This is a genomic window from Roseateles chitinivorans (genome assembly GCF_050632145.1).
Taxonomy (GTDB): Bacteria; Pseudomonadota; Gammaproteobacteria; order Burkholderiales; family Burkholderiaceae_C; genus Roseateles; species Roseateles chitinivorans_B.
In genome coordinates, this window is sequence record NZ_CP192577.1 from 2,638,593 (window position 1) to 2,651,039 (window position 12,447).

General features: G+C 68.5%; 14 protein-coding genes and 1 pseudogene. 13 read left to right on the forward strand and 2 right to left on the reverse strand.

The window, feature by feature from the left end; all coding sequences use genetic code 11:
* Positions 1–6 precede the first annotated feature (6 nt).
* Positions 7–903, forward strand: coding sequence for a WSD1 family O-acyltransferase (locus tag ACQ86G_RS12115; protein ID WP_431260786.1), 897 nt, complete (start codon positions 7–9; stop codon positions 901–903).
* 134 nt (positions 904–1,037) lie between these two features.
* On the opposite strand, the gene ACQ86G_RS12120 is transcribed toward ACQ86G_RS12115, so the two are convergent.
* Positions 1,038–1,373 (reverse strand): hypothetical protein, encoded by a 336-nt coding sequence (locus tag ACQ86G_RS12120; RefSeq protein ID WP_431260787.1) that lies wholly within the window; start codon positions 1,371–1,373, stop codon positions 1,038–1,040.
* Between the two features lie 198 nt (positions 1,374–1,571).
* Entirely contained in the window at positions 1,572–2,246 is a 675-nt protein-coding gene (locus ACQ86G_RS12125) for a TetR/AcrR family transcriptional regulator (protein WP_431260788.1), read from the reverse strand.
* A 127-nt stretch (positions 2,247–2,373) separates the two neighbouring features.
* Here ACQ86G_RS12125 and ACQ86G_RS12130 point away from each other — a divergent pair.
* From ACQ86G_RS12130 to hisA, 12 genes and pseudogenes are all read left to right on the forward strand, one after another.
* Positions 2,374–3,296: pseudogene (locus tag ACQ86G_RS12130) on the forward strand (ABC transporter ATP-binding protein).
* Complete coding sequence (locus tag ACQ86G_RS12135; RefSeq protein WP_331616653.1) at positions 3,293–4,075, forward strand: ABC transporter permease; 783 nt, start codon at positions 3,293–3,295, stop codon at positions 4,073–4,075. Before ACQ86G_RS12130 ends, ACQ86G_RS12135 begins: the two are co-directional and overlap by 4 nt.
* 108 nt (positions 4,076–4,183) lie before the next feature.
* Positions 4,184–4,447, forward strand: coding sequence for a BolA family protein (locus ACQ86G_RS12140; RefSeq protein ID WP_088408428.1), 264 nt, complete (start codon positions 4,184–4,186; stop codon positions 4,445–4,447).
* Positions 4,448–4,575: 128 nt separating this feature from the next.
* Positions 4,576–5,217, forward strand: a complete 642-nt coding sequence (gene hisG / locus ACQ86G_RS12145) for an ATP phosphoribosyltransferase (protein WP_431260789.1) — start codon at positions 4,576–4,578, stop codon at positions 5,215–5,217.
* Positions 5,218–5,288: 71 nt separating this feature from the next.
* A complete protein-coding gene (gene hisD / locus ACQ86G_RS12150) occupies positions 5,289–6,602 on the forward strand; it encodes a histidinol dehydrogenase (protein WP_431260790.1) in 1,314 nt (437 codons plus the stop codon).
* 176 nt (positions 6,603–6,778) lie between these two features.
* Positions 6,779–8,329 carry a methyl-accepting chemotaxis protein gene (locus ACQ86G_RS12155; RefSeq protein ID WP_431260791.1) on the forward strand — a complete coding sequence of 517 codons (1,551 nt, stop codon included), beginning with the start codon at positions 6,779–6,781 and terminating at the stop codon, positions 8,327–8,329.
* Positions 8,330–8,505: 176 nt separating this feature from the next.
* Complete coding sequence (locus ACQ86G_RS12160; RefSeq protein ID WP_088408424.1) at positions 8,506–8,724, forward strand: CopG family transcriptional regulator; 219 nt, start codon at positions 8,506–8,508, stop codon at positions 8,722–8,724.
* A complete protein-coding gene (locus ACQ86G_RS12165) occupies positions 8,721–9,224 on the forward strand; it encodes a PIN domain-containing protein (protein WP_431260792.1) in 504 nt (167 codons plus the stop codon). The genes ACQ86G_RS12160 and ACQ86G_RS12165 overlap by 4 nt, the downstream gene beginning before the upstream one ends.
* A complete protein-coding gene (gene hisC, locus ACQ86G_RS12170) occupies positions 9,221–10,321 on the forward strand; it encodes a histidinol-phosphate transaminase (protein ID WP_431260793.1) in 1,101 nt (366 codons plus the stop codon). Before ACQ86G_RS12165 ends, hisC begins: the two co-directional genes overlap by 4 nt.
* A 16-nt stretch (positions 10,322–10,337) precedes the next feature.
* Positions 10,338–10,934 (forward strand): imidazoleglycerol-phosphate dehydratase HisB, encoded by a 597-nt coding sequence (gene hisB, locus ACQ86G_RS12175; protein WP_431260794.1) that lies wholly within the window; start codon positions 10,338–10,340, stop codon positions 10,932–10,934.
* Positions 10,931–11,599, forward strand: coding sequence for an imidazole glycerol phosphate synthase subunit HisH (gene hisH, locus ACQ86G_RS12180; protein WP_431260795.1), 669 nt, complete (start codon positions 10,931–10,933; stop codon positions 11,597–11,599). The genes hisB and hisH overlap by 4 nt, the downstream gene beginning before the upstream one ends.
* Positions 11,600–11,701: 102 nt before the next feature.
* Positions 11,702–12,445 (forward strand): 1-(5-phosphoribosyl)-5-[(5-phosphoribosylamino)methylideneamino]imidazole-4-carboxamide isomerase, encoded by a 744-nt coding sequence (gene hisA, locus ACQ86G_RS12185; RefSeq protein WP_431260796.1) that lies wholly within the window; start codon positions 11,702–11,704, stop codon positions 12,443–12,445.
* Positions 12,446–12,447: the final 2 nt, after the last annotated feature.

Here is a 12,447-nt window from a genome sequence, read left to right on the forward strand (position 1 = left end):
AACGCCGTGGTCGATGACGCGGCCGAACCCGAATGGCTGGCCGACGCGATGGTCAGGCCGATCAACGCCTGGACCGTCCGTGAGATCCAGGAGCACGCCGGATCCGGGGCGCCGGACGCATCCCCGGCGGAACGTCTGGGCAAGCAGGTCCTCCACGACGCCGCCGCGCTCACCGAAGCGCCTGACGACGCGAAGACCCGGCTCAAGGGCAAGGCGGGTCGTGCCAAGCGCGTGGCCTGGGGCGCGCCGCTGCCGCTGGACGCCGTCAAGGCGGTCGGCAAGTCGATGAATGTCTCGGTGAACGACGTGCTGCTGAACTGCGTCGCCGGGGCGCTGGGGCTCTACCTGCGCGAGCACGGCGACGACACGCAGGGTCAGGAGATCCGTGCGCTGGTGCCGGTGAACCTGCGCCCGCTGGAGACCGCGTGGCAGTTGGGCAACCGCTTCGGCATGGTGCCGCTGCCGCTGCCCATTGGCATCACGAACCCGGTCAAGCGGCTCTATGCCGTGCACGCGCAGACGCAGGCGCTGAAGAACAGCCTGCAGCCTGCCTTGGCGATGGGCCTGATGGCGACATCGGGGTCGGTCGAGAAGGCCGCCCAGCGGGCGATGCTGAAAACGCTCTCGCGCAAGGCGACGGCGTTGATGACCCATGTGCCGGGGCCGGCGCAAGCGCTGCAGCTGTGCGGCTCGGCCGTGGAGCGGGTGATGTTCTGGGCGCCGCAGGCGGGCGACATGAGCCTGGGCATCAGCATCCTGACCTACGCCGGGCAGGTGCAGTTCGGACTGATCGCCGATGCCGGCCTGTGTCCCGATCCGGAACGGATCGTGGCCCACTTCGAGCCGGAATTCCAGCAACTGCTCACACTGGCGCTGATGCTGCCGTGGGAAGTCAAGGCCTGACCCCCGGCGACGGGTGGGGCCTGCCGCCATGGAAAACGCCGCCCGAGGGCGGCGTTCGTCATTCCGGAAGCCGGCGTGTCAGCCGACGTTTCGACGACAGCGGTGAGCTGCCGGATCTCCGAAACCGGATCCGGTCACTTGGCGGCGGAGGCCTTCTTGGCCGGCTGCGGGCGGCCCGCGGCGGTCGGGTAGGCAGACATCACGCGGACCGGGTCGGCGCTGGCCAGGTACTCGGCGTACTGCGTCTGGCCGCAGGAGACGGCCTGGCCGCTGGTGGCTTCGCCGCGGTACTCGCCGCGGTTGTAGACGAAGCGGTACTCGTTGGCGGCGGCGGCCTCGTCGAACTTCACGGCGTGCTGGCTGGCGCACTCGGCGCGCAGGGCCTTGGCATCGGCGTTCTCGGCGGTGGCGGCGTGGGCCATCGGGGCGATCAGGGCCAGCAGGGCGGCGGTGGTCAGGAGGCGCTTCATGGAATCGGTCCCTTGATGTCGGTGAATACGATATCCCTAATTTATAGGGTGTCGTTTTCCGCCGCCAACCGCGACCAGGGGGTCCGGCTTCGCACGAATCCAGGGTTTGTTCGGAGGACCGCGACCGGTCTCGGTGTTAGCGGGTGCCTTCTTCGGCGGGTACCTTGGCGGGTACTTCGGCGGGTTCGCCAGCCGAGGTCAGGCCGTGCCGCCGCCCGCCTGCGGCTGATACTTCCCCGCCAGCTGGAACAGGTGGTCGCGCGAGGCCGGTTCCAGATACGGCAGCAGCAGCCCCAGCACGTGGAAGGCGCCGCGCATCAGCGCCTCGCCGGCGCGGTCGGGCTCGAGCGCGTTGCGCGGATCGCGCACGTACTCATAGCTCAGCCAGTAGCTCAGCAGCACCACCATCGCGTTGGCCGTCGGCACCGCCTCGCGGACCTGCATCGTCAGCGCGCCGCTGGCCTGCAGCCCGCCCAGCATCCCCACCATCGCCTGCGTCTTCTGCTCCAGCACATGCTGGAAGTGCGTCTCCAGCTTGCGGTTCTTCGACAGCAGGTCGTTGAGGTCGCGGTACAGGAAGCGGTGCTGCCAGATCAGCTCGAACAGCATGTGGAAGAACAGCCAGGCGTCCTCCACGTTGCGCACGTTGCCCACCGCGCCCAGCAGCTCCGACAAGGCCTTGTCGTAGCGGTTGAAGAGCGCGTTGATCAGCTCGTCCTTGGCCGGGTAGTGGTAGTACAGGTTGCCGGGCGAGATGCCGAGCTCCGCCGAGATCAGCGTCGTGGAGACGTTCGGCTCGCCGAAGCGGTTGAACAGGTCCAGCGTGACTTCGAGGATGCGTTCGGCAGTGCGGCGCGGCTTCTTGGTGGCCATGGGCCCGGGGGCGGTGAGGGGTGGGGGAGGTGGTCGCATTCTGTCATGACCCCAGGCCAGCGCGGGATGGACCCCCTGCCTACAATCGCCGCCCATGCCCGCAAGCCCCCCACAACAGTCGGCCGCCATGTCCGTGCCGGCCGGCGGTCCGCCCGCCCTGCGTTTCAGCAATGTCAGCAAGACCTACCGCGACGGCCAGTTCCGCGCGCTGGACGGCGTCAGCTTCGACATCCAGCCCGGCGAGTTCTTCGGCCTGCTGGGCCCCAACGGCGCCGGCAAGACCAGCCTGATCAGCATCCTCGCCGGCCTGTCCCGCGCCAGCGGGGGCAGGTGTCGGTGCTCGGCCATGATGTCGTCGACGACTACGCCGAGGCCCGCAAGAAGCTCGGCATCGTGCCGCAGGAACTGGTCTTCGACCCGTTCTTCAGCGTGCGCGAGACGCTGCGCATCCAGTCCGGCTACTTCGGCGTGCGCAACAACGACGACTGGATCGACGAGCTGCTGCTCAACCTCGGCCTGGCCGACAAGGCCCACAACAACATGCGCCAGCTGTCGGGCGGCATGAAGCGCCGGGTGCTGGTCGCGCAGGCGCTGGTGCACCGCCCGCCGGTCATCGTGCTGGACGAGCCCACCGCCGGCGTCGACGTGGAACTGCGCCAGACGCTGTGGCAGTTCATCGCGCGCCTGAACCGCGAAGGCCACACCGTCCTGCTGACCACGCACTACCTGGAAGAGGCCGAGGCGCTCTGCCACCGCATCGCGATGCTGAAGCAGGGGAAGATCGTCGCGCTCAACCGCACGTCGGAGCTGCTCGCGGGCACCGCGTCCACGATGCTGCAGTTCAAGACCGACTCGGCGCTGCCGCTGGCCCTGTCCGAGCGCGCCCGCATCACCGGCCGCATCGTCCAGCTCACCGCGCACGACGCGGCCGAGGTCGAACAGATCCTCGCCACGCTGCGCGAGGCCGCCGTCCCCATCGAAGACCTGGAGATCGGCCGCGCCGACCTCGAGGACGTCTTCATCGAAATCATGCAGGGAAACCGCACATGAGCGCGAGTCATTTCCCCATCCGCCTCGAAGGCGCGCGTACGCTGTTCTACAAGGAAGTGCTGCGCTTCTGGAAGGTCGGCTTCCAGACCGTCGGCGCCCCGGTGCTGACCGCCGTGCTCTACCTGCTGGTCTTCGGCCATGTGCTGGAGGACCACGTGAAGGTCTACGGCACCGTCGGCTACACCAGCTTCCTGATCCCGGGCCTGGTGATGATGAGCGTGCTGCAGAACGCCTTCGCCAACAGCTCCTCGTCGCTGATCCAGAGCAAGATCACCGGCAACCTGGTGTTCCTGCTGGTCACGCCGCTGTCGCACTGGGCCTGGTTCCTGGCCTACGCCGGCGCGTCCATCCTGCGCGGGCTGATGGTGGGCGCCGGCGTCTTCATCGCGACCGTGTGGTTCGCGCCGCCGGGCATGGCCAACCCGCTGTGGGTGCTGGCCTTCGCCATCCTGGGCGCCGGACTGATGGGCTCGCTGGGCCTGATCGCCGGCCTGTGGGCGGAGAAGTTCGACCAGATGGCAGCCTTCCAGAACTTCATCGTCATGCCGATGACCTTCCTGTCGGGCGTCTTCTATTCGGTGCACTCGCTGCCGCCGTTCTGGCAGGGCGTCAGCCACCTGAACCCGTTCTTCTACATGATCGACGGCTTCCGCCACGGCTTCTTCGGCGTCAGCGATGTCTCGCCGTGGGTCAGCCTGGGCGTTGTCGCGATCGCGTTCGCGGCGGTCGCGGCCATCGCGCTGGAACTGCTGCGTCGCGGCTACAAGATCCGCCACTGACCGTTCCCCGGCCGGACCGCGCAAGCCCGGCCTCTCGAATCACGAAGCCGGGCGCTGGCAGCGCCTGGATCACCTCCGGGAAGCACCCGGGTAGAATCCCGCTCCATCATGGCCGATCCGACCCCCGCAGAAGTCCAGAGCTACATCGCCCAGGGACTCGCTTGCAGCGAGCTCCAGGTCGAGGGCGACGGACGCCATTTCTTCGCGACGATCGTGTCGGCCGAGTTCGAGGGCCTGAGCCGGATCAAGCGCCACCAGCGCGTGTACCAGGCGCTGGGCGATCGCATGCGCGAGCAGATCCACGCGCTGTCGATGAAGACGCTGACCCCCGACGAATTCGCGCAGCAAGGCACCGCGCACCACCATCACTGACAGCCACCCGGCCTGCAGGCGGGTGGCGGTGTGTCCCCGTCCGGTGAACCCGCTGCCGTCCTCCTGAACCCCCGAGGCCACCGCCCGAGGCGCTTCCCCGCGAAGCGCGCGTTCACCGAGGACCCCGCATGATCACCCTGGCACTTTCCAAGGGCCGCATCTTCGAAGAGACCCTGCCGCTGCTGGCCGCCGCCGGCATCCAGGTGCTCGAGGACCCGGACAGCTCCCGCAAGCTGATCCTCCCGACCAACCAGGCCGACGTCCGCGTCGTGCTCGTGCGCGCGACCGACGTGCCGACCTACGTCGAGTACGGCGGCGCCGACATCGGCGTGGCCGGCCGCGACGTGCTGATCGAGCACGGCGGCGCGGGCCTGTACCAGCCGCTGGACCTGCGCATCGCGGCCTGCCGCATGAGCGTCGCCGTGCGCGACGACTTCGACTACGACCACGCCGTCCGCCAAGGCTCGCGGCTGCGCGTGGCGACCAAGTACACGACCATCGCGCGCCAGCATTTCGCCGACAAGGGCGTGCACGTGGACCTGATCAAGCTCTACGGTTCGATGGAGCTGGCGCCGCTGACGGGTCTGGCCGACGCGATCGTCGACCTGGTCTCCACCGGCAGCACGCTGAAGGCGAACCGCCTGGTCGAGGTCGAGCGGATCATGGAGATCTCCTCGCGCCTGGTCGTGAACCAGGCGGCGCTCAAGCTCAAGCGCGAGGCGCTCAAGCCGCTGATCGACGCGATCGCTTCCGCCATCCCCTCCGCTTGATCCGCTGCTTGCCGGCCGCGTGAGGCGCGGCCCGACTGCTGCCTGATCGCCGACTGATTCCGGAGTCCGCCATGACGACGACCCTTCGCACCCTCAACACCACCGACGCCGATTTCGAGGTCCAGTTCCAGCGCGTGTTGCACTGGTCGGCCGAGACCGACGCCGCCATCGAGACGCGCGTCGCCGAGATCCTGGCCGACGTGCGCGCACGCGGCGATGCGGCGGTGCTCGACTACACCGCCCGCTTCGACGGGCTGCAGGCCGGGTCGCTGGCCTCGCTGGAGCTGACCCGCGAAGAACTGAAGGCCGCCTTCGACGGCCTGCCCGCCGAACAGGCGAGGGCGCTGACGCAGGCCGCGGCGCGGGTGCGCAGCTACCACGAGCGCCAGAAGCAGGCCTGCGGCGAGAGCTGGAGCTACCGCGACGAGGACGGCACGCTGCTGGGCCAGAAGGTCACACCGCTGGACCGGGTCGGCATCTACGTGCCGGGCGGCAAGGCCGCCTACCCGTCGAGCGTGCTGATGAACGCCATCCCGGCGCAGGTCGCCGGCGTGCCGGAGATCGTCATGGTCGTGCCGACGCCGCGCGGCGAGAAGAACCCGCTGGTGCTGGCCGCGGCCTACGTCGCCGGCGTGCATCGCGCGTTCACCATCGGCGGCGCGCAGGCGGTGGCCGCGCTGGCCTACGGCACCGCGACGGTGCCGCGCGTCGACAAGATCACCGGCCCGGGCAACGCCTACGTCGCCAGCGCCAAGAAGCACGTCTTCGGCCAGGTCGGCATCGACATGATCGCGGGCCCGAGCGAGATCCTCGTGCTCGCCGACGGCACCACGCCGCCGGACTGGGTCGCGATGGACCTGTTCAGCCAGGCCGAGCACGACGAGATGGCGCAGAGCATCCTGCTGTGCCCGGACGCCGGCTACATCGCCCAGGTCCGCGAGGCCATCGAGCGCCTGCTGCCCGGCATGCCGCGCAAGGACGTCATCCGCGCGTCGCTGGAAGGGCGGGGCGCGCTGATCCAGACGCGGTCGATGGAAGAAGCCTGCGAGATCAGCAACCGCATCGCGCCGGAACACCTGGAAGTCTCCAGCGCCGATCCGCACCGCTGGGAGCCGCTGCTGCGCCATGCCGGTGCGATCTTCCTCGGGGCCTATACGAGCGAGTCGCTCGGCGACTACTGCGCCGGCCCGAACCACGTGCTGCCGACCTCAGGCACGGCCCGCTTCTCCTCGCCGCTGGGCGTCTACGACTTCCAGAAGCGCTCCAGCCTGATCGAGGTCAGCGAGGCCGGCGCGCAGGTGCTCGGCCCCATCGCTGCGACGCTCGCCTACGGCGAGGGCCTGCAGGCGCACGCGCAGGCGGCGGAGTTCCGGCTCAAGCGATGACCCGCCGCCGTCGGGCGGCGGCGGTTCGCGGGCGGGGTCGCGCAGATTTCACGCGGTGACGCCGGGCAAACCCTGGGTCGCGGATAAACCGCCACATTTCCCGTCGTTTCGCGGTTCGCCCTTTCGTGCGAAACGCCTAGCATGCTTCGAACATCTCCATCACAGGACGTCGAATCATGAAGGTCTCGGATCTGCGCGTCGGGGTACGCATCTCACTGGGTTTCGCGGCCGTGCTGCTGGCCACCGTGCTGGTGGGCGTGGTGGCGATCACCCGCATGCAGGTGATCCAGGGCAACGTGGAAGAAATGGGATCCGATTGGATCCCGTCGATCAACGCGATCAACGCCTTGCGCGGCGATCTCAACGAGCTGCGACGGGCCGAGATGGGCATGTGCTTGAAAGACGTCATCCTCGAAGTCGAGCAGGAGCAGGAGCGCATCAAGAACCTGCGCGAGAAGTCGCTGCCCGAACTCGCCAAGACGTATGAGACGCTGGTGTCTTCCCCGGCTGAGGCTGAGCAATGGAAGGACGCAAAAGCGAAATACGCGACCTTCATCGCAGTGCAGGACAAGCTGATCGCCGCGCGCAAGGCCGGCAACCGCGGTGAATACCAATCCACTGTCAACGGCGAATCGCAGCAGGCCTTCGTCGCGCTGATCGGCGCCGTGCAGAAGCTGGTCGACATCAACACGCAGGGCGCGGGCGACAGCATCGAGGAATCGCGGAAGGCCTACAGGACCGTCATCACGACCATGGTGGTACTGATCTTGGCTGCGCTGGCCGCCGGTGGCGTGCTGGCCTTCTACCTGACCCGCAGCACGGTGCGTCCGCTGACCGCCATGGTGGGCGTCGCCACGCGTGTCGCCGAAGGCGATCTGACCGTCGACATCGATACCTCGCGCCGCGATGAGCTGGGCCAGCTGGCCCAGGCGCTGTCGGCGATGCAGGGCGCCTTGAACCGGTCCTTGTCGGCGGTGCGCACTAGTGCCGAGAGCATCGCGATGTCCAGCGCCGAGGTCGCCGCGGGCAGCAGCGACCTGTCGGCGCGGACCGAGCAGATGGCGTCCAGCCTGGAAGAGACCTCGGCGACGATGCACGCGCTGACCGACACGGTCCGTCTCAACGCCGACTCCACGCGCCAGGCCAGCCAGCTGGCGCTCAATGCCAGCCAGGTCGCCGATCGCGGCGGCGTCGTGGTGTCCGAGGTGGTCAGCACGATGGACCAGATCAACGCCTCCTCGCGCAAGATCTCCGACATCATCGGCACGATCGACGGCATCGCCTTCCAGACCAACATCCTGGCGCTGAATGCCGCCGCTGAAGCCGCTCGCGCGGGCGAGCAGGGCCGCGGCTTCGCGGTGGTCGCGAGCGAGGTCCGGTCGCTGGCGCAGCGCAGCGCCGAGGCGGCCAAGGAGATCAAGACCTTGATCGGCGCCAGCGTCGAGCGTGTCGACGTGGGGTCACGCCTTGTCAGCGATGCCGGCGAGACCATGCGCGAGATCGTCTCCGCGGTGCAGCGGGTGACGGACATCATCCAGGAGATCTCCTCGGCCACGCAGGAGCAGAGCACGAGCCTGATGGAGGTGGGGCAGGCCGTCCAGCGCCTGGACGAGGTCACCCAGCAGAACGCCGCGCTGGTCGAAGAGTCGTCGGCGGCCTCCGAGTCGCTGCGCGAGCAGGCGGGGAGCCTGCAGCACGTCGTCGCGCAGTTCCGCCTGCAGGCCTGACCCTCCGCAGTCCAAGACCAGGGGGGCAGCGAGCCTCCGTGGGGCCGGAACGACTCTGGGGGTTCCCGGAGGGACGTCCCCTGAGTCGTGGAGAGCCCGCGCCAGGACGACCGAAGTCGGTCTTCATCCAACACGAAGTTCGTGCAACACGAACTTCGTGTTACTCTGAAGGCCTGATGAAGAACGTCACCGTGACCATGGAAGACAGCGTCGCCGAGTGGGCGAGGCTGGAGGCGGCGCGGCGCAACACCAGCGTCTCGCGGCTGGTCGGCGAGTTGCTCGCCGAGAAGATGCGCCACGACGACGCCTACGAGCGCGCCTTGCAGGACTGGCTGCACCGCGAGCGCACCTGGTCGTCCGACGGCCAGCCGTATCCTGGACGGGAGCTGCTGTGAGCACCTCCGTTGCTCCCGTTGAACTGACCGCGCCGGTCTTCGTCGACACCTCGGTGCTGATCCTCAGCGAGGATGGCGCCGATCCTGCCCGCCGCGCGCAGGCCATGGCCTGGCTGCGCTGCCTGTGGCAGCAGCGCCTGGGACGCACGTCCAGCCAGGTCCTCAACGACTTCTACCGCGCGGTGACGACGCACATCACCCCCGCGATGCCGAACGGCGACGCGCGGGCCGAGGTGCGCCGCTACCAGCGCTGGGCGCCGTGGTCGACCGATCATGCGACGGTCGAATCGGCCTGGTCGCTCGAAAGCCGCTTCTCGCTGGCGTACGCCGACGCGCTGATCGTCGCGGCCGCCAAGGCGCAGGGCTGCGAGACGGTGCTGAGTCTGGCGCTGCCGCACGGACAGCTCTACGACAGCGTCCTGATCGTCGACCCGCGGCGCGCGTTGCCGGCTGGCGTCTCCCTTTCCGAATTGCTGCCCACCGCGGCGGTCGCCCCATGAAAGCTGCCCTCGATCGAGCCCTCGGTGTCCTGCGCGAGGACGTCCGCGCGATGCACGCCTACCAGGTGCATCCGTCCGCCGGCCTGATCAAGCTGGACGCGATGGAGAACCCGTTCCGGCTGCCGGAGGACCTGCAGCGCGCGCTGGGCGAGCGCCTGGGCGCCGTCGCCATCAACCGCTATCCGGGCGAACGCACGCAGGAACTGGCGCAGGCGCTGGCCGCGCACGCGAAGCTGCCCGAAGGCCAGTCGCTGATGCTGGGCAACGGCTCCGACGAACTGATCTCGCTGCTGGCGATGGCCGTCTGCCAGCCGGGCGGGCGTGTCGTCGTCCTCGCACCGGTGCCGGGTTTCGTCATGTACGAGCTGTCGTCGAGGTACCAGCACCTGGACTTCGTCGGCGTGCCGCTGACGGCGGATTTCGAGCTCGACGAGGCCGCGATGCTCGCCGCGATCGCCGAGCACCGTCCCGCGATCGTCTACCTGGCCTATCCGAACAACCCGACCGCCAATCTCTGGGACGACGCCGTCATCGAGCGCATCGCCCAGGCCGCGCCGGGGCTGGTCGTCATGGACGAGGCCTACCAGCCCTTCGCCGCGCGCGATTCGATGGCGCTGATGGCGCGCCATCCGCAGGTGCTGGTCATGCGCACGATGAGCAAGTTCGGCCTGGCCGGTGTGCGCATCGGCTACATGATGGGCAACGCCGAGCTGATCCGTCACATCGACAAGCTGCGGCCACCGTACAACGTCAGCGTGCTGAACGCGGAGGCCGGCCTCTTCGCGCTGGAACACGCCGAGGTCTACGAGCGTCAGGCCGCCGAGCTGCGGGCCGAGCGCCAGAAGCTGCAGACCGCGCTGGCCACGTTGGCAAGGACCGTCGACCTGCACGCCTTCCCGAGCGAGGGCAACATGATCCTGGTGCGCGTGCCCGACGCCAACCGCCTCCACGCTGACCTGAAGGCCCGCGGGGTGCTGGTGAAGAACGTCTCGGGCATGCATCCGCTCCTGGCTCGTTGCCTGCGCCTGACGGTCGGCACGCCGGACGAGAACGCGGCCATGCTGGCGGCCATCGAAGCCAGTCTGACATCCTCCTGATCTCCCTGGAATCCCCATGAGCTCCGAACGCATCGCCGAAGTCCGCCGCGACACCAAGGAAACGCAGATCCGCGTGCGCGTGAATCTGGACGGCACCGGTCAGGCGTCGCTGAACACCGGCATCGGTTTCTTCGACCACATGCTCGACCAGATCGCCCGCCACGGGCTGATCGACCTCGACATCGAGGCCAAGGGCGACCTGCACATCGACGGCCACCACACCGTCGAGGACGTCGGCATCACGCTGGGCATGGCGGTCGCGCAGGCGATCGGCGACAAGAAGGGCCTCACCCGCTACGGCCACAGCTACGTGCCGCTGGACGAGGCGCTGTCGCGCGTGGTCGTGGACTTCTCCGGCCGTCCCGGCCTGGCGATGGACGTCAAGTTCACCGCCGGATCGGTCGGCGCCTTCGACACGCAGCTGACCTACGAGTTCTTCCAGGGCTTCGTCAACCACGCGCTGGTGTCGCTGCACGTGGACAACCTCAAGGGCCACAACGCGCACCACCAGTGCGAGACGATGTTCAAGGCCTTCGGCCGCGCGCTGCGCATGGCGATGACGCTGGATCCGCGGTCGGCCGGCGTGATCCCGTCGACGAAGGGCACGCTGTGAACGCCTCGGGAACCAGCCAGCCGCGCACCGTCGCGGTCGTCGACTACGGCATGGGCAACCTGCGCTCGGTGTCGCAGGCGGTGATGGCGGCCGCGCAGGACCAGGGCGTGCGGGTGGTCATCACTTCGCAGCCCGACGAGGTCTATGCCGCCGAGCGCATCGTGCTGCCAGGGCAGGGCGCGATGCGCGACTGCATGCGCGAGCTCGCCGACAGCGGCCTGAAGGAAGCGGTGCTCGACGCCGCTGCGCGCAAGCCGCTGATGGGCGTGTGCGTGGGCATGCAGATGCTGCTGGACCACAGCGAGGAGCAGGATACGCCCGGGCTGGGCCTGATCCCCGGTCGCGTGAGACGCTTCCGCCTCGATGGGCAGCTCCAGCCTGACGGCAGTCGCTACAAGGTGCCGCAGATGGGCTGGAACCGCGTGCACCAGACGCGGGCGCACCCGGTCTGGGGCGAGGTGCCGGACGGGAGCTGGTTCTACTTCGTCCACAGCTTCTACGCCGAGACGTCGGACCCGCGCGACAGCGCCGGCGACAGCGAGTACGGCCCGCGCTTTACCTGTGCGGTGGCGCGGGATAACATTTTTGCCACCCAATTCCACCCCGAGAAAAGTGCCGCGTCCGGGCTCGCCCTGTATCGCAACTTCCTGCACTGGACGCCTTGAGCGCATGACGCGCGGCGTCCCGTCCTGCATCGCAGGCGTGGCACGCGACGGTCTCGAGTGTTCCAGAACCTTTCCCCTTCCTTCACCCCCACTGCCTCGGCCATGCTGCTGATTCCCGCGATCGACCTGAAAGACGGCAAATGCGTCCGCCTCAAGCAAGGCGACATGAACGACTCCACGACCTTCGGGGAAGACCCGGCGCAGATGGCGCGACGATGGGTCGACGCCGGCGCCCGGCGTCTGCACCTCGTGGACCTGAACGGCGCCTTCGCCGGCAAGCCGGTCAACGAGGCGGCGATCAAGGCGATCCTGCGCGAGGTCGGCGACGACATCCCCGTGCAATTGGGCGGCGGCATCCGCGACCTGGACACGATCGAGCGCTACCTGGACGACGGCCTGTCGTACGTGATCATCGGGACGGCCGCGGTGAAGAACCCCGGCTTCCTGCAGGATGCGGCGACGGCCTTCGGCGGCCACATCATCGTGGGCCTGGACGCGAAGGACGGCAAGGTCGCCACCGACGGCTGGAGCAAGCTGACCGGCCATGAGGTGATCGACCTCGCGAAGAAGTTCGAGGACTACGGCATCGAGGGCGTGATCTACACCGACATCGGCCGCGACGGCATGCTCACCGGCATCAACATCGACGCGACGGTGAAGCTGGCGCAGGCCCTCTCCATCCCGGTGATCGCCTCGGGGGGCTTGTCCAACCTCGCCGACATCGACGCGCTCTGCGCGGTCGAGTCCGAAGGCGTGAGCGGCGTGATCTGCGGCCGCGCGATCTACACCGGCGACCTGGACTTCGCCGGCGCGCAGCGGCGCGCCGACGAGCTGAACGGGGGCTGACC

Excerpts from the sequence above, each read along its gene's own strand:
- ACQ86G_RS12120 (WP_431260787.1), bottom strand. The coding sequence starts at position 1,373 with ATGAAGCGCCTCCTGACCACCGCCGCCCTGCTGGCCCTGATCGCCCCG.
- ACQ86G_RS12125 (WP_431260788.1), bottom strand. The coding sequence starts at position 2,246 with ATGGCCACCAAGAAGCCGCGCCGCACTGCCGAACGCATCCTCGAAGTC.
- ACQ86G_RS12135 (WP_331616653.1), top strand. The coding sequence starts at position 3,293 with ATGAGCGCGAGTCATTTCCCCATCCGCCTCGAAGGCGCGCGTACGCTG.
- ACQ86G_RS12140 (WP_088408428.1), top strand. The coding sequence starts at position 4,184 with ATGGCCGATCCGACCCCCGCAGAAGTCCAGAGCTACATCGCCCAGGGA.
- hisG (WP_431260789.1), top strand. The coding sequence starts at position 4,576 with ATGATCACCCTGGCACTTTCCAAGGGCCGCATCTTCGAAGAGACCCTG.
- hisD (WP_431260790.1), top strand. The coding sequence starts at position 5,289 with ATGACGACGACCCTTCGCACCCTCAACACCACCGACGCCGATTTCGAG.
- ACQ86G_RS12155 (WP_431260791.1), top strand. The coding sequence starts at position 6,779 with ATGAAGGTCTCGGATCTGCGCGTCGGGGTACGCATCTCACTGGGTTTC.
- ACQ86G_RS12160 (WP_088408424.1), top strand. The coding sequence starts at position 8,506 with ATGAAGAACGTCACCGTGACCATGGAAGACAGCGTCGCCGAGTGGGCG.
- hisC (WP_431260793.1), top strand. The coding sequence starts at position 9,221 with ATGAAAGCTGCCCTCGATCGAGCCCTCGGTGTCCTGCGCGAGGACGTC.
- hisB (WP_431260794.1), top strand. The coding sequence starts at position 10,338 with ATGAGCTCCGAACGCATCGCCGAAGTCCGCCGCGACACCAAGGAAACG.
- hisA (WP_431260796.1), top strand. The coding sequence starts at position 11,702 with ATGCTGCTGATTCCCGCGATCGACCTGAAAGACGGCAAATGCGTCCGC.